Source organism: Micromonospora sp. NBRC 110037 (assembly GCF_001652995.1).
GTDB classification, from domain to species: Bacteria; Actinomycetota; Actinomycetes; order Mycobacteriales; family Micromonosporaceae; genus Micromonospora; species Micromonospora chalcea.
Genome location: NZ_BBVA01000009.1, coordinates 246,943 through 262,919 on the forward strand (window position 1 = coordinate 246,943; position 15,977 = coordinate 262,919).

Sequence of the window (15,977 nt, forward strand, 5' to 3'; positions counted from 1 at the left end):
GCGCCCAGTGTTCACTTTCGAGTGTGCTCGAAGTCCAGCGCTTTTCCGGCCAGCCGGGGCAGCAGCGGCGCGAGCGGCGCCACCGCGTCGGCGCGTACCGCGAAATGGGTGACGCCCCAGCGGCGCTCGTGCCCGGCCACCGCCGCGACGATCTCGTCGGGCGTGCCGGCCAGCACGAACGGGGTGGCCAGCACCTCCTCCGGGGTGAGCCCGGTCTCGGCGGCCGTTGTGGCGGCGGCCGCCTCGGCGTCGTCGGTGACCGCGACGTGCTGGACCAGCGCCTCCAGCACCGGCGGCGTCTCCCGGCCGTCCGCTCCGGCCGCGACGTGCGCGAGCTGCGCCTCGATCTGGTCGGCCCGCCACCGGACGGTGTGCTGGTGGCCGTCGGCCAGGGTACGGCCGAAGCCGGTCAGACCGACCACGTCGGCGTGCTTCCCGGCCCAGCGCAGCAGCGTCGAGTTGGCCGTGCCGACGGTCAGCGGGATCCGGTCCTGCACCGGGCGCGGCCGGTGCAGGCGTGCCGCGTACGCGGTCAGCTCCTCGGTGTCCACAGTGACCTCGTCGCCGGCCAGCAGCGCCCGTACCGCCTCGGCCACTGCGACGCAGCGGCGGACCCGGGCGGCGACGTCCGGGCGCTCGCGCCCGACGGCCCGCCACTCGGCCGGGGTGTGGCCGGCGCCGAGCCCGAGCCGGGCCCGCCCGCCGGAGACCACGTCCAGCGTGGCCACGTCGGCGGCGAGCAGGATCGGTTCCCGGACGGCGGCGTTGGAGACGTACGAGCCGAGGCCCAGCGTGCTGGTCACGGCTCCGGCGGCGGCCAGCGCGACGAACGGCGACGCGCAGTCGCCCGGATGGTCGGCGGCGAACAGCGCGTCGAAACCGGCCGCCTCGACGGTGCGGGCCAGCTCGGTCCAGCTCGCCGCGTCGGTGGGATGGGCCTGTACGGAGAAGGTCGCCATCGCCTCAGCATCGGCGCGCGCCGGGCCGCGAGCCACCCCGCGCGCGCCGATTCTGCCGACGGCCGAACGTCACACGGCGTCGAGGCGGGCCAGGTCGGCGGGGGAGAGGCGCAGCGCGGCGGCGGCGACGTTCTGCTCCAGGTGCGCCGGGTCGCCGGTGCCGGGGATGGCCAGCACGTTCGGGCCGCGGGCCAGCGTCCACGCCAGCCGGACCTGGGCCGCCGTCACGCCGTGCTCCCGGGCCACCGCGAGCACCTCCGGGTGCTCCTCGCCGGTCGCGCCGGCCTCCCGACCGCTGGTGACGAGGGAGAAGAACGGCACGAACGCGGTGCCGTGCGCGGCGCAGTCACGGATCAGCTCGTCGTGCTGACGGCGGTAGCCCAGGCCGTACGAGTTCTGCACACACACCACCGGTGCGATGGCGCGCGCCTCGGTGACCTGGTGCGGGCGTACGGCGGAGACGCCGAGGTGCCGGATCAGCCCGGCGTCGCGCAGCTCGGCGAGCGCGCCGAAGTGCTCGGACAGCGGCTCCGGGCCGTGCACCCGCAGGTTCACCACGTCCAGGTGGTCGCGGCCGAGCTGGCGCAGGTTCTCCTCCACCTGCCCGCGCAGCTGGTCCGGGCGGGCCGCCGGCAGCCACTGCCCGGACGGGTCCTTGCCCGGCCCGACCTTGGTCACGATGACCAGATCCTCCGGGTACGGCCACAGCGCCCGGTTGATCAGCTCGTTGGCCGAGCGCAGCGGCGAGAAGTAGAACGCGGCCGTGTCGATGTGGTTGACGCCCAGCTCGACGGCGCGGCGCAGCACGGCGACGGCCCGGTCGCGGTCGCTCGGGCTGCCGTCGGCGTTCGCGGTCAGCCGCATCGCGCCCAGGCCCATCCGGTTGACGGTCAGGTCGCCGAGCTGCCAGGCGCCGGCCGCGCCGGCGTGGACGGTGTCGATGGTCATGTGGCCCCCGTATCCCTCAGGTGTGGCCCCGCGGCGGGGCCGACAGGTTTCACGGAGGCGGCGGGCCGCTGGTTCACTCGCCTTCGTCGCGGTCGTCGGGCCGTTCGTGCCAGCGGGCCCGCCAGGCCGCCTCGTGCGCCTCGTGGCTGGCGCGTTCCTCGAAGACCAGCTTCCGCAGGGCCCGCCGGCCCTCGTCGAAGACGATCACTTCGACGGCCACCATACCCACCGTGATGGCGGTGAGCATGCCCAGCGCGGCCAGCCCCGGCACCCGTTCCGCGACCGGGATGCTCAGGCCGAGCAGCAACGCCGTCGCGACCCGCGTCCAGCTCAGCGTGCGCAGGGTACGGAGTTGGAACAGCATGTTGCCGCAGAGATAGCAGATCACGCCGCCGAACAGCAGCGGCACGCTCGGCCCGTGCCCCGGCTCGCTGGGCGGCACGTTCGGGTCGGCGATGCCGTGCACTATCGTCTCGGCGCCGAGCGCGAACAGGATGATGCCCGCGATCATCGGCAGGAACAGGTAGGCGTACGCGTCCCGGGCCATCGCCACCCGGGGGCCGTCCTGCGCGACGTGCAACGCGATCCGGGCGGCCGGCCCGATCATGTCGTAGTGCGCCCACCAGAGCGCGGCGGTGAAGAAGATGCCGAGCACGGCCGCGGTCACGGCCGGCCAGGTGGGCGGCTGGCCGAGCAGGTTGCTGCCGACGCCGACCGAGATCACGGACTCGCCCAGCGCGATGATCAGGATCAGGTCGTACCGCTCGGTCCAGTGTTCGGCCGATGCGACGCCCCAGCCCCAGGTCCCGGCGAGGATGCCGGTGCCGTACTGGAGCAGGACGACCACCGCCCACAGCACGTCGCGGAGCACCGCCGCGGAGAACAGGTCGTCGATCCTCGGCGGCAGCAGCGCGGCGACCAGCAGCAGCGCGGTGCTGCCGATCAACTCCGGGGCGAACCGGAGGAGTTGCCGGCGCTCGTTCGGGCTGTCCCGGACCGCGTGCCGGTACAGCAGCAGGTGGATCAACCGCAGGACGGTGTAGCTGAGCGCCGCGACCATCGGCCCGGCCGCGTTGCCGGTCGGGTCCCGGAACGCCTGCGGCAGCGACAGCGCGAACGTGAACAGCGCGGCCATGCCGACTGTCATGAGCACCGGGACGAAGCCCTCGCCGAGGCGTACCCGGGTGGCGACCACGCTGTGCACCACCCACGACCACCAGAGCACGGCGAGGACCAGCAGCGCGTGCAGCAGCGCCCCGCCGGTCACCTGCAGGGCGGTGGCCCGGGTGATGATGAAGAACGAGAAGACGAAGACCAGGTCGAAGAAGATCTCGAACCGGTCGACGCGGGCGCCCGGGGCCACCGGCACCGCCGGCCCCAGGCGTCCCCGCCACCGGTTCGAGCCCACCGGCCGAGTCTGTCAGCGCAGGTCGGGCCGGGTGGCCGATTCGGTCAGCCCGTCCGGTGGCGCAGGCCGTCCATCAGCAGGTCGAGCAGGCGTCCGGCCTGGGCGCGCTGGTCCGGCTCGCCGGCCACCAGGGACACCCCGCTGAGGCTGGCGAGCACGTCGGCGGCGGCCACGTCGGCGCGTACGGCACCGGCCGCCGCGCCGGCGGCGAGGAGTTCGCCGAGCGCGGCCAGCAGCAGGTCGCGGCTCTGCGCGTACGGGTTGGCGCCGGAGGCGATGACCAGCCGCAGGGCGTCGGCCATGCCCCGCTTGGTGGCGAGGTAGTCGACGAACCGGTCCATCCACGTGCGCAGCGCCACGTCGGCGGGCCGGGTGGCGAGCAGCGTCGACGCGGCGTCGCAGAGCTTCTCCAGCTCGTTGCGGTACGCCGCCTCGATGAGCGCTTCCCGGCTGGGGAAGTGGCGGTAGAGCGTGCCGATCCCGACCCCGGCCTCCTTGGCGACGCGGTCGAGCGTTACCTCCGCGCCCGCCTGGGAAAACGCCTGCACCGCGGCGTCCAGCAGGCGCTGCCGGTTGCGCAGCGCGTCGGCGCGCAGCGGTCGGTCGGGCACGGTTCCTCCTCGGCTCGACCGGGTCGCGGGCCCGGGTCGGTGGTAACCGGAGTCTCCTCCGGTTATGCTGAGCAAGTAACGGAGGATCCTCCGCTTCTCATCGTAGCGGGCGGACATCGGTCCGCGTCGCCGTCGACAAGGATGGACCATGACAACCCCGACACCAGTCACGACCCCGTTCGACTCCGAGACCACCGCCCTGGAAGTGGTCCGCGACCTGGACCTGACCGGCCGGCGGGCCGTCGTCACCGGCGGCGCCTCCGGGATCGGCGTGGAGACCGCCCGCGCGCTCGCCTCCGCCGGAGCGGACGTCACCCTCGCCGTCCGCAACACCGAGGCCGGTCAGCGCGCCGCCGCCGAGCTCACCGGCGCCACCGGCAACGACCGGATCCTGGTCGCCCCGCTCGACCTGGACGATCTCGCGTCGGTGGCCGCGTTCGTCCGGAACTGGGACGGGCCGCTGCACATGCTCGTCAACAACGCCGGGATCATGGCCTCCCCGGAGATGCGTACCGAGCAGGGCTGGGAGATGCAGTTCGCCACGAACCACCTCGGGCACTTCGCGCTCGCCACCGGACTGCGCCCGGCGCTCGCCGCGGCCGGTGGCGCGCGGATCGTCTCGGTCAGCTCGGCCGCCCACCTGCGGTCGCCGGTGGAGTTCTCCGACATCCACTTCCGGCAGCGGCCGTACGACCCGTGGCTGGCGTACGGGCAGTCCAAGACCGCGAACGTGCTGTTCGCGGTGGAGGCGACCCGCCGCTGGGCCGACGACGGCATCTGGACCAACGCGCTGATGCCCGGCGCGATCCGGACCAACCTCCAGCGCTACATCACCGAGGAGGAGTTGGCCCGGATGCGCGCGCAGAGCGGTGGCGGTGCGGCCTCGTTCAAGACCCCGGAGCAGGGCGCGGCGACCTCGGTGCTGGTCGCCACCTCACCGCTGCTCGACGGCGTCGGCGGCCGGTACTTCGAGGACTGCCAGGAGGCCGGGCCGAACCAGCCGGGCACGCGGACCGGCTGGGCGCCGTACGCCCGGGACCCGGAGGCCGCCGAGCAGCTCTGGACGGTATCCGAGGAGCACCTGAAGGGCTGAGGCCGCTGACGACGAAGGGGGCGCACGGCATGTCGCCGCGCGCCCCCTCGCCGTCTCGGATCTACAGACCCAGCTCGGCCTCGAAGTTGCCGGCCTCCAGCCGCTCCTTCACCGCGGTGAGGAAACGGGCCGCGTCGGCGCCGTCGATCAGCCGGTGGTCGTACGACATGGCCAGGTAGACCATCGACCGGATCGCCACGACCTCGCCCAGCTCCGGGTCGTTCACCACGACCGGGCGCTTCACCACAGCGCCCGTGCCGAGCATCGCCGACTGCGGCGACGGCACGATCGGGGTGTCGAACAGGGCGCCCCGGCTGCCGGTGTTGGTGAGCGTGAACGTCGCCCCGGCCATCTCGTCCGGGGTGATCTTGTTGGCCCGGGTGCGCTCGGCCAGGTCGGCGATCCGCTTGGCGATGCCGCCCATGTTCAGGTCACCGGCGTTGTGGATGACCGGCACGAGCAGGCCGCGCTCGGTGTCCACGGCGATGCCCAGGTGCTCCGCGGCCGGGTAGGTGATCGTCCCGCCCTCCAGGTCCATGCTGGCCTGGACGATCGGGTACGTCTGGAGCGCCTCGACGGCGGCGAGCGCGAAGAACGGCAGGAACGACAGCTTCACGCCGTGCTTGGCCTGGAACGACTCCTTCGCCCGCGCCCTCAGCTTCGCGACCCGGGTGACGTCCACCTCGACCACGGTGGTCAGCTGGGCCGTCTCGTGCAGCGACTGCTGCATCCGCTTGGCGATGGTGGCCCGGATACGCGGCAGCTTCTCCGTCGTACCCCGCTTGGCGCTCGGCTGCGGCTTGGCGGCCGGCTGGGCCGGCGCCTCCGCCTTCGCGGCCGGAGCGGCGGCGGTCGGCGCGGGCTTGGCGGCCTTCGCCTTCTCCGCCGCCTCCAGCACGTCCTGCTTGCGGATGCGGCCACCCACGCCGGTGCCCTTGACCGAGCCCAGGTCCACGCCGTGCTCGGCGGCGAGCTTGCGCACCAGCGGCGTCACGTACCCGGCGGAGTCCTCGCCGTGCTCGGCCGGAACGCTCCGGCGCTGCGTGGCGGCCGGCGCGGCCGGCTGGGCCGCCGCCTCGGCCTTGGCCGGCTGCGCGGCCTGCTCCGCCTCGGCGGCCGGCTCGTTGTAGGCCGCGCCCGGCGTCGGCTCCTCGACCTTCGGCTCCGGCTTGGGCTCGGGCTTCGCCTCGGCCTTGGGCTCCGGCTTCGGCTCCGCCTTCGCGGGCGCGGCACCGGCCACCCCGACGATCGCCAGCACGGCGCCGACGTCGGCGGTCTCGTCCTCGGCGACCTTGATCTCCTGCAGCGTGCCGGCGACCGGCGACGGGATCTCGGTGTCGACCTTGTCGGTGGAGACCTCCAGCAGCGGCTCGTCCACCTCGACGGTCTCACCGACCTGCTTGAGCCAGCGGGTGACGGTGCCCTCGGTGACGCTCTCGCCCAGGGCCGGCATGGTCACCGGCGTACCCTCGCCCGACGACGCCGCCGGCTGGGCCGGCTCCTCGACGGCCGGCTGCTCGGCCTCGGCGCCCGGCTCGGCGGCGGCCTCCTCGGCCTGCTGCTCCGGCTCGGGGCCGGTGCCCTCGGCGGCGGCGGTCGGCTCGGTGGCCGGCTCGGCCTCCTGCTTCGGGGCCGCGCCCGCGTCCTCGCCCTCACCGGCGATGACCGCCAGCTCGCTGCCGACCTCGGCGGTCTCGTCCTCGCCGACCACGATCCGGCTCAGCACGCCCGCCGCGGGGGACGGGATCTCGGTGTCGACCTTGTCGGTCGACACCTCGAGCAGGGGCTCGTCGACCTCGACGGTGTCACCCTCCTGCTTGAGCCAGCGCGTGACGGTGCCCTCGGTGACGCTCTCGCCGAGCCGGGGCATGGTGACCGATACCGGCATGTTCTCCAGACTCCTTCATTCCCTGGTGGGATTCTCGCCCGTCGCCGGACGCCGCGGTTGTCGTGTCAGGCGTGCGCGTGCAGCGGCTTGCCGGCCAGGGCCAGGTGCGCCTCGCCCAGAGCCTCGTTCTGCGTCGGGTGGGCGTGCACGAGCTGCGCCACCTCGGCCGGGTACGCCTCCCAGTTGTAGATGAGCTGCGCCTCGCCGATCAGCTCACCGACCCGGGCGCCGACCATGTGCACGCCGACCACCGGGCCGTCGTCCACCCGGACCAGCTTCACGTGGCCCGCGGTCTTGAGGATCTGGCTCTTGCCGTTGCCGCCCAGGTTGTAGTTGTACGTCTTGATCTTGTCGGCGCCGTACTGCTCCTTGGCCTTCGCCTCGGTCAGGCCGACCGACGCCAGCTCCGGGTCGCAGTACGTCACGCGCGGGATGCCGGCCTCGTCGATCACGGCCGGGCTCTTCCCGGCGATCTCCTCGGCGACGAAGATGCCCTGCTGGAAGCCGCGGTGGGCGAGCTGCAGGCCGGGCACGATGTCGCCGACCGCGTAGACGTTCGGCACGCTGGTGCGCAGCCGCTCGTCGGTCAGCACGTAACCGCGGTCCATCTTGACGCCCTGCTCCTCGTAGCCGAGGCCGGCGGTGTTCGGGCCGCGGCCCACGGCGACCAGCAGCAGCTCGGCCTCGACCGTGTCGCCGCCCTGAATCGTCAGCTTCACGCCCTTGTCGGTCTTCTCGACCTTCTCGAACGGCTTGCCGACCTTGAAGTTGATCTTCCGCTTGCGGAACGCCCGCTCCAGCGCCTTCGACGACTCCTCGTCCTCGGCGGCGACCAGGCGGGGCAGCGCCTCGACGATGGTCACGTCCACGCCGAAGGACTTCCAGACGCTGGCGAACTCGACGCCGATCACGCCGCCGCCGAGCACGATCGCCGAGGACGGCACGCGGTCCAGGGTCAGGGCGTGGTCGCTGGTGATGATCCGCTCGCCGTCGACGTCCAGGCCGGGCAGGCTCTTCGCGTACGAGCCGGAGGCCAGCACGACGTTACGGCCGGTGTAGCGCTTGCCGTCCACCTCGACGACGTTCTTGCCGACCAGCTTGCCGGCGCCCGCCACGAAGGTGATCTTCTTGCTGCTGCCCACCAGGCCCTGCAGGCCCTTGTACAGGCGCGAGATCACGCCGTCCTTGTACGAGTTGACCGCCTTCATGTCGATGCCCACCAGCTCGGCCTTCACGCCGAACTGCTCGGACTCGCGGGTCTGGTCGGCGATCTCGGCGGCGTGCAGCAGCGCCTTGGTCGGGATGCACCCGTTGTGCAGGCACGTCCCGCCGAGCTTGCTCTTCTCGATGAGGGCGACGGAGAGGTCCAGCTGGGCGGCACGCAGCGCCGCCGCGTAGCCGCCGCTACCACCTCCGAGGATGACGATGTCGAAGGTCGTGTCGTTCGGCTCGCTCACATCCAACTCCCAGGTCGCGTCACTGCATCGGGGGTTACGGCGGAGTAACAGGCACACCCCACCTCGGTCATCTTGTCACCACCACGGACCGGGCGCGTACCGAGGTGCCCAACGACACGTCGGTGACACGTACCCTTGGCACCGTCCTCGATGACGGCTTGGGGGAGGAGTGGATTCGGTGGGGTTGTTCCGACGACGAAAGCGGGCCGCCCCGGCGAGCCGCGACCGTGCCGCCGACCGCGCCGATCTGGACCACTTGGAGAACTTCGTCCGGACCCGTAAGGGCGTCGAGGCGTACATCGAGCCCCGTACGACGGTCACCGAGACCACAATCATGCTGATCGCCGACGACGGCGAGTGGACCCGGCGGCGCGTGGGCGGGCCGGACGAGGCCCGCCGCTGGGCGCACCGGATCGCCATCCCGATCTACGACGTGCGGCTGATGGGCTATCCGCAGCGCATGCGCGACTACAACGAACGCCGCAAGCGTCGTCCCGAGCTGTACTGAGCTGTCTGCGCGCGGGTGTTAAAAAGGGCCCCTTCTACAACGCCAGGCGTTAAGAAGGGGCCCTTCCTTACACGTCAGCCGTTGGTGGCGACGTCCTCGACCAGGTGCACGAGCGTGCGCACCGGCACGCCGGTGCCGCCCTTGGTCCAGTAGCCGGTCGCCTCGCCCGAGTGGTAACCCGGACCGGCGATGTCGATGTGCGCCCACGCCACGTCGTCGGTGACGAATTCGCGCAGGAACACGCCGCCCTGCAGCATGTGCCCGGCCCGGTCCATCCCGGCGTTGACCTGCGAGATGTCCGCGACGTCCGACTCCATGCCCTTGCGCACGTCGTCCGGCAGCGGCATCGGCCAGGCCGGCTCACCGGTCGCGTCACCGGCCACCCGCACCCGCTCGCACAGCTCCGGGGTGCCCATCACACCGGCGATCCGCTTGCCCAGCGCGATCACCTGCCCGCCGGTCAGCGTGGAGGTCTCGAACAGGTAGTCCGCGCCGTCCGCGCAGGCCCGCGCCATCGCGTCGGCCAGCACCATCCGGCCCTCGGCGTCGGTGTTCAGCACCTCCACCTTCTTGCCGTTGAACATGCTGATCACGTCGCCCGGCCGGTAGCTGGCGCCCGACGGCATGTTCTCCGCCATCGGCAGGTAGCCGGTGACGGTGACCGACGGCTTGAGCGCCGCGATCGCCAGCATGGCCGCGCCGACCGCCGCCGCGCCGGCCATGTCCGACTTCATCTCCCACATGCCCTGCGCCGGCTTGATCGAGATGCCGCCGGTGTCGAACGTGATGCCCTTGCCGACCAGCGCGACCCGCTTGCCGTTGCCGCCGCCCTCCGGCGTCCAGGTGAGCTTCACCAGCCGCGGCGGGGCCTCGGAGCCCTGGCCGACGGCGAGGATGCCGCCGTAGCCACCGGCCTTGAGCGCCGCCTCGTCCAGCACCTCGACCTCCAGCCCCGCCTCGCGGGCGGCGGCGGAGACGGCGTCGGCGAACGCCGGGGGACGCAGCTCGTTCGGCGCGGTGTTCACCCAGTCCCGGCTGGTCCGCACCGCGCCGGCCACCGCCTGCGCCCGCGCGACCTCGGCCTGGGCGGTCGCGTCGGCCGCGTCCGGCACCGCCACCAGCACCTCGGCCACCGGCTCACGGCGGGCCGGCTGCGGCTTGGTCTTGTAGCCGGCGAACCGGTAGCCGCCCAGCAGCGCGCCCTCGGCGACCGCGCGCAGCGCGGCCGGGGCGTCGGCGTCGTCGGGCAGGGGCAGGGCCAGGGCGACGCGCGCCGCGCCGGCCAGCGCCCGTACGGCGGCGCCGGCGGCCCGGCGCAGCGACTCCGGGGCCGGAGCGGCGCCCGAGGGCTCCGGGCCGAGGCCGACGGCCACGACCAGCGGGGCGGTCACGGTGCCCAGCGTGGCCAACTTGATCACCTCGCCCGGGCCACCTGTCGCGCCGAGCAGGGCCAGCGTCTCGGTCAGCTTTCCGTCGAACGCGGCGGCGATGCTCTCCCCGCCGGTGGCCAGCAGCAGGGCGTGGGCGGGTGCGCCGCTGCCCGGCTCGGTGGTCTGGCTGTGCACGCCGATCACGATCGCGTCGACGGCGAGTTCGGCGGGGTCGGTGTCGACCAGGCTGAGGGTGGTGCGGGGCGATGTCACGAAAGCTACTCCGGGCGGGCCGGGCCGGCCGCGTCGTCGCGTACCGGCGGTGAAGGTGTCTCCGGCGGCAACCTACCCGCCGGAAGGCGTGGGTGTCCCGCCGATGCGCGCCGACGGGATCCCGCCGATGCTAACCACAGTCGTCGCGGCCGGTAAGTTGCCACCCATGACCGAGGTGACCTCCGACGCCGCCGAGACCCGGCTGCGCCGCTCCCCGCTGCACGAGCGGCACACCGCGCTCGGCGCGAAGTTCGCCCCCTTCGGGGGCTGGCAGATGCCGCTGGAGTACGCCGGTGGCGGCGTGCTCAAGGAGCACACCGCCGTCCGTGAGGGCGTCGGCGTGTTCGACGTCTCGCACCTGGGCAAGATCCGGGTCACCGGGCCGGGCGCGGCGGACTTCGTCAACGCCTGCCTCACCAACGACCTCGGCCGGATCGCTCCCGGTCAGGCGCAGTACACGCTCTGCTGCGACGACGCCACCGGCGGCGTGGTGGACGACATCATCGCCTACCTGCACGCCGACGACCACGTCTTCCTGATCCCCAACGCCGCGAACACCGCCGAGGTGGCCCGCCGGCTGCGCGCCGCCGCGCCCGCCGGTGTCACCGTCACCGACGAGCACGAGGCGTACGCGGTGCTCGCCGTCCAGGGCCCGCGCTCGGCGGACCTGCTGGGCGCGCTCGGCCTGCCCACCGGGCACGACTACATGAGCTTCTCCACCGCCACGCTCGACGGGGTGGAGCTGACCGTGTGCCGCACCGGCTACACCGGCGAGCTGGGCTACGAGCTGGTCGTGGCGTCCGAGCACGCGGTCGCCGTCTGGGACGCGCTCTTCGCCGCAGCCGGCGACGTCCGCGCCTGCGGCCTGGCCGCCCGGGACACGCTGCGCACCGAGATGGGCTACCCGCTGCACGGGCAGGACCTGTCCCCGGAGATCACCCCGGTGCAGGGCCGCTCCGGCTGGGCGGTGGGCTGGGACAAGCCGGCGTTCTGGGGCCGCGACGCGCTGCGCGCCGAGAAGGCCGCCGGACCCGCCCGTACGCTGCGCGGCCTGACCGCTGTCGACCGGGCCATCCCGCGCCCCGGCATGGCCGTGTACTCGGGCGACCGGCAGGTCGGCACCGTCACCAGCGGCACGTTCAGCCCGACGCTCAAGCACGGCGTCGCGCTGGCGCTCGTCGACACCGACCCGAAGCTGGCCGACGGCGAGGAGCTGGAGGTGGACATCCGGGGCCGCCGTGCCCGGATGCGCCTGACCCGGCCGCCGTTCGTCAAGCCCTCGGTGCGCTGAGGCCGGAGGCGGATCGGCGCTCGGCGCGCTGAGCCGCGCGGGTCAGTCCTCGCCGCGCTCCCCGGCGTCGAGGACTGCCTGCGTCCAGCCGCCCTCCAGCACGCCGGTGCCGTCCAGCACCGCCCAGTCGACCACGTCCGACGCCTCCACCACCACGGGGGAGCCGATCCGTACGTTCGGGTCGGTGTTGGCGTCGCTGGCGCTCGCGCCGACGATCCGTTCCGGGCTCTCCCACGAGGTCACCCCGGCCCAGACGTACTCGGGGCCGTCGTCGCCGGGCAGCCCGTACTTGACCACGAGCTGGCTCTCCTCGGGCAGCCGCCCGGCCAGGAACCGGGCCCGGATGTCGCCGAGCGCCTCCCGGGCGGTCTCCACCGCGCGGCTCATCGCGTCCCCGGTGCGGGTGTAGCGCACGTCCGGCTGGATGCCGTTGAACAGCGTCGCGCAGGCGGCGGCGAAGTAGCGGCCGGGCGGACCCGGATGCCCGGGCGGCGGGTTGAGGCTCAGGAACGAGTCGGCGTCCGGGTCGGTGGCCGGGTCCAGCTCCAGCCGCAGCAGCACCGGTGCGGTCGCGCCGTGCTGCTCCGGATTGCCGTACGCCACGGCGATGTCGTGCCCGGTCACCGTGGCCAGCACGGGAAGCTGCACGAACGCCGGCACCTCCTCACCGGCGAGCCCGTCGGTCCAGTCCCGCAGCAGCCGCCGGGCCGCGCCGGTCATCACCGCGCCCCACGCCCGGGTCAGGTGGTCCGGCACGCCCTGGGCCTGCAACTCCAGCAGCCCGAACCGGCGCAGCCCCTTCGTGGTGAACCACAGCCCGTCGGAGTCCGAGGAGTAGGGCACCAGCACCCAGTCGACGAGCCGGATCCGGCCCTGCTCGTCGGGCAGCGAGCGCAGCGCCGCCGCCGGGTCGAGGAACTGGAGCCCGAAGACGTCCACCACGTCCCCGCCGACCGTCTCGGCGACCGCCGCGGCCACCGCGCGGGCGGCCCACTCGTGCGCGGGCGGCCAGCCCGGCCGGTACTCGGCCTGCACCACCACCAGGTGGGTGGCGGCGGCCAGCCGGGCCAGTTGCTCCTCGGTGGCGCCGAACGCGGTGAGCAGGTCCGGCGGCAGCTCGGGGAACTCGTCGACGGTACGGGTGTCGACGGTCATCAGCGGGCTGTCGAGCATCTGCTTGGCCAGCCCGTGCACCGGCTCGGCGAGCCGCCCGGCCAGCCCTTCCACTGCGGTCTTCGGGCTCACCTTGGGCAGGCCGGTGATCGGCACCAGATAGGTCGCGTCGAGCGACTCGGGCACCGGTACCGGCAGGAAGTCGTCCGTGATGAGCATGCCGTCCCCCTCGACCGCGCCGGTGCACTCGCCCCGAACGCTACCCGCCCGGACCGGTGACGCTCAGCCGGTCAGCACCAGTCCCAGGTAGGACAGCGTGGTGACGATCTCCACGAGCGCCCCGAGCACGTCGCCGGTGATGCCGCCGAAGCGGCGTACCAGGTGCCGGAGCAGCCCGGCCGCGACGGCGAGCGCGCCGAGCACGGCGATCGGCCCCTGCCACGGACGGTCCGGCGCCGCGGGCACGGCCGCCAGCGCGACGGCGACCGCGCCGAGCGCCAGCGCGCCCCACCCGACGGTGCCGGCCACGAGCGCGCCCAGGCCCTCCGGCCGCGCGGCCGGCACGCCGCGCCGGCAGGCCAGGCCGACGGCGAGCCGCCCGGCCGCGGTGGCGGCGACCACGGCGGCGAACGCGGCGAGCGCGTCCCGCCCGGCCAGCTCCGCGAGCACCGCGCTCTGGAGCAGGAGTACGACCACCAGCGCGACCACCCCGAACGGGCCGACGTCCGGCTGCTTCATGATCTTCAGCGCGGCCGGACCACGCCGGTACGAGCCGAGCGCGTCCACGGTGTCGGCCAGCCCGTCCAGGTGCAGCCCCCGGGTGAGCAGCGCGCCCAGCCCCACCGTGACCACGGCGGCGACGAGCGGTGGCGCGAGCGCGCCGGTGAGCAGCAGCGCCCCGCCGAGTACGGCGCCGAGCAGCGCGCCGACCAGCGGGGCGAGCGCCATCGCGGTGCCGGCGGCGGCCCGGTCGACCCGGCCGGCGCGTACCGGTGCGGTGGTGAACGTGGTGAGCGCCAGCCGGATGCCGTCGGCGAGCCGCGCCTCAGTCGGCACGTCGGCCGGGGGAGACCGGCTCGTCGGACCCGATCGTGGTCGGTCCCGGCCCGGCCGGCTCCGGCTCGGCGAAGTCCGGTTCGTCGCCGGTCCGGCCGTCGCCGGTGTCGCCGTCGTCGTCGGGGCCGCCCAGCGACGGATGCGCCGGCAGCGTGGCGGCGAGCGTCAGCGCGGAGCGCAGCAGCGGCAGCGCGGCCAGCGCGGTCGCCCCCTCGCCCAGGTCGAGCCGCAGGTCCACCAGCGGGGTCAGGCCGAGCACGTCGGCGGCCAGCCGCACGCCCGGACGGCCGCCGTGGTCGGGCAGCAGGCACCAGTGCCGCGCCTGCCCGGCCAGGTCGCGGCTGACCATGGCGGCGGCGGTGCCGACCGGGCCGTCCAGCAGCACCGGCACCTTACGGGCGGTGGCGCCCAGCAGGACGCCGGTGGCCAGCGCGATGTCGCCGCCACCCAGCTCGGCCAGGATGTCCTTGGCCTCGCGGGACGAGCGGCGGGTGCGGTGCAGCGCGTCCCGTACCGCCGCGCAGCGGACCATCCAGGCGGTGTCGTCGATCTCGCCCTGCTCGGTGATCACGCGGCCGAGCACGGTGGGCGGCTCCGCGCCCGCGGTGGCCGCGAGCACCGCCGCGGCGGCGGCCTCGGCGCCCGCACCGCACGCGGCGAGCACCAGCAACTGCACCCCCGCGTCGGCGGCCTGCTCGGCGAGCCGCCAGCCGTAGCGCAGCGCCGCCTCGACCTCGTCGCCGGGCAGGGCCGGGCGGTCCTCGATCGGCGCCGACGTGGGCGCCTCGACGATCTGCAGGTCGGCGCGGTTCTCGGCGGCCAGCCGGGCCAGCGCGCCCCGGCCGGCGCGGGCCTGCCGGGCCCGGCGGGCCGACTCACCGGCCGCCGCGCCGGCCGACACGCCGCCTTCGTGGTCGCCCTGGATCAGCAGTACGCGCACCGAGTCCCACGGCCGCGGCATCGAGGTGCCCTGGGTGGCGGCCGCGAAGCCGACCACCTGCTCCAGCACGCCCAGACCGGCGCCGGGAAGGTCGAGCGTGGCGAGCCGGTCGACCGCCTGCGGACCGGTGTAGTCATCCGGCATCGGCAGTTCCATGCCCGGCTGGATCACCAGGCCGGTGGCGATCATCGGCAGCGCCATGGTGGGGGCGGCCCAGTCGCCCGTGCCGGGCTCGTCGGACGTGGCCGGGGCGGGCAGCGGGGCGGCGGCCGGGGTGAGTACCTCGGGCAGCGTCACGTCCCCGGCGCCGAGGTCGGCCGGTACGGCCTGAGCCGGCGCGGTCCGGCTCGCGGCGGCTCCGGTCGGCGCGGCCTGGTCCGGCGCGGGCCGGGGTGCCGTGGCCCAGGATGTCGCGACCTGGGGTGCCGCGTCGCGGCTCGGCCCGGCCTCGGGCGACGTGCCGGCGGGCGGCACGGTGTGCGCGGGGGCGGCCGGCTTGAGCCATGTGGTCTGACCGGCGACCACCAGCGCGACCGCGTCGCAGGCGTCGGCGACCGCGCGGTTGGCGGCGCCGAGCGCGTCAGTGAACGCCCGGCCGAGCGGCGTGGTGGGCACCAGGGACAGGCCCACCTCGGGGCTGACCAGCACCAGCCGGGCGGTGCTGGAGCGCACCGCCGCGGCCAGCTCGGCGATCGTGGCGGTGTCGTCGGCCGGCTGGTGGGCCGGGTCGAGCAGCACCGTCACCCAGCCGCCCAGGTCGTCCACGAGCAGCGTCTCGTTCGGCCCGGCGGCGGCGATCACCTCGACCAGTCGGCCCGGGTTCGCGGCCGTCTCCTCGGTGGTCCAGCTCCCCGGCCGGCGGGCGCGGTGCGTCGCGAGGCGGGCCGCCCACTCGGTGTCCTCGGGATCCCCGGCCGGGGCGGTCGCCACGTACCGGACCGTGGGCGCGTCGGCGACCAGCGACTCGGCGATCTCGGACTTGCCGGAGCGGATACCGCCGAGCACCAGGAGGGTGTGCCACCCGTCAACGGACATGCCCCGTACCTTAGATGCCGCCGCCCC

13 protein-coding genes are annotated in these 15,977 nt (G+C 74.3%); 3 read left to right on the forward strand and 10 right to left on the reverse strand.

Going from position 1 to position 15,977, the window contains the following annotated elements; genetic code table 11:
* Positions 1–11: 11 nt before the first annotated feature.
* The 4 genes from A4R25_RS25140 to A4R25_RS25155 form a co-directional block, all read right to left on the reverse strand.
* Positions 12–959: an LLM class flavin-dependent oxidoreductase gene (locus tag A4R25_RS25140; RefSeq protein ID WP_064448295.1), complete on the reverse strand. Its 948-nt coding sequence runs from the start codon at positions 957–959 to the stop codon at positions 12–14.
* Between the two features lie 69 nt (positions 960–1,028).
* Positions 1,029–1,907, reverse strand: coding sequence for an oxidoreductase (locus A4R25_RS25145; RefSeq protein ID WP_064448296.1), 879 nt, complete (start codon positions 1,905–1,907; stop codon positions 1,029–1,031).
* A gap of 73 nt (positions 1,908–1,980) precedes the next feature.
* On the reverse strand, positions 1,981–3,315 hold the full coding sequence (locus A4R25_RS25150) for a low temperature requirement protein A (RefSeq protein WP_043329334.1): 1,335 nt from the start codon (positions 3,313–3,315) through the stop codon (positions 1,981–1,983).
* Between the two features lie 44 nt (positions 3,316–3,359).
* Positions 3,360–3,926 (reverse strand): TetR/AcrR family transcriptional regulator, encoded by a 567-nt coding sequence (locus A4R25_RS25155; RefSeq protein WP_064448297.1) that lies wholly within the window; start codon positions 3,924–3,926, stop codon positions 3,360–3,362.
* Positions 3,927–4,074: 148 nt separating this feature from the next.
* On the opposite strand from A4R25_RS25155, the gene A4R25_RS25160 reads away from it, so the two are divergent.
* The gene (locus A4R25_RS25160; protein ID WP_043329336.1) at positions 4,075–5,019 is read left to right on the forward strand and encodes an SDR family NAD(P)-dependent oxidoreductase; all 945 of its coding nucleotides are present in this window, start codon (positions 4,075–4,077) and stop codon (positions 5,017–5,019) included.
* A 61-nt stretch (positions 5,020–5,080) separates the two neighbouring features.
* Here the strand turns inward: A4R25_RS25160 and sucB are convergent, their stop codons facing one another.
* Together sucB and lpdA are read right to left on the reverse strand one after the other, a co-directional pair.
* Positions 5,081–6,907, reverse strand: coding sequence for a 2-oxoglutarate dehydrogenase, E2 component, dihydrolipoamide succinyltransferase (gene sucB / locus A4R25_RS25165; protein WP_064448298.1), 1,827 nt, complete (start codon positions 6,905–6,907; stop codon positions 5,081–5,083).
* A 65-nt stretch (positions 6,908–6,972) separates the two neighbouring features.
* Positions 6,973–8,364, reverse strand: a complete 1,392-nt coding sequence (lpdA, locus tag A4R25_RS25170) for a dihydrolipoyl dehydrogenase (protein WP_043329337.1) — start codon at positions 8,362–8,364, stop codon at positions 6,973–6,975.
* 178 nt (positions 8,365–8,542) lie between these two features.
* Between lpdA and A4R25_RS25175 the strand changes: the two genes are divergently transcribed.
* The gene (locus tag A4R25_RS25175) at positions 8,543–8,872 is read left to right on the forward strand and encodes a hypothetical protein (protein WP_064448299.1); all 330 of its coding nucleotides are present in this window, start codon (positions 8,543–8,545) and stop codon (positions 8,870–8,872) included.
* Between the two features lie 74 nt (positions 8,873–8,946).
* Here A4R25_RS25175 and A4R25_RS25180 read toward each other — a convergent pair whose 3' ends face one another.
* Entirely contained in the window at positions 8,947–10,515 is a 1,569-nt protein-coding gene (locus tag A4R25_RS25180) for a leucyl aminopeptidase (protein WP_064448300.1), read from the reverse strand.
* Between the two features lie 166 nt (positions 10,516–10,681).
* On the opposite strand from A4R25_RS25180, the gene gcvT reads away from it, so the two are divergent.
* The gene (gcvT, locus tag A4R25_RS25185; protein ID WP_064448301.1) at positions 10,682–11,806 is read left to right on the forward strand and encodes a glycine cleavage system aminomethyltransferase GcvT; all 1,125 of its coding nucleotides are present in this window, start codon (positions 10,682–10,684) and stop codon (positions 11,804–11,806) included.
* Between the two features lie 42 nt (positions 11,807–11,848).
* Here gcvT and A4R25_RS25190 read toward each other — a convergent pair whose 3' ends face one another.
* The 3 genes from A4R25_RS25190 to A4R25_RS25200 all read right to left on the reverse strand — a co-directional run bounded on the left by A4R25_RS25190 (position 11,849) and on the right by A4R25_RS25200 (position 15,950).
* The gene (locus tag A4R25_RS25190) at positions 11,849–13,138 is read right to left on the reverse strand and encodes a DUF2314 domain-containing protein (protein ID WP_064448302.1); all 1,290 of its coding nucleotides are present in this window, start codon (positions 13,136–13,138) and stop codon (positions 11,849–11,851) included.
* A gap of 63 nt (positions 13,139–13,201) precedes the next feature.
* Complete coding sequence (gene cobS / locus A4R25_RS25195; protein ID WP_064448303.1) at positions 13,202–13,975, reverse strand: adenosylcobinamide-GDP ribazoletransferase; 774 nt, start codon at positions 13,973–13,975, stop codon at positions 13,202–13,204.
* Entirely contained in the window at positions 13,965–15,950 is a 1,986-nt protein-coding gene (locus A4R25_RS25200) for a bifunctional adenosylcobinamide kinase/adenosylcobinamide-phosphate guanylyltransferase (RefSeq protein ID WP_064448304.1), read from the reverse strand. Before A4R25_RS25200 ends, cobS begins: the two co-directional genes overlap by 11 nt.
* Positions 15,951–15,977 lie beyond the last annotated feature (27 nt).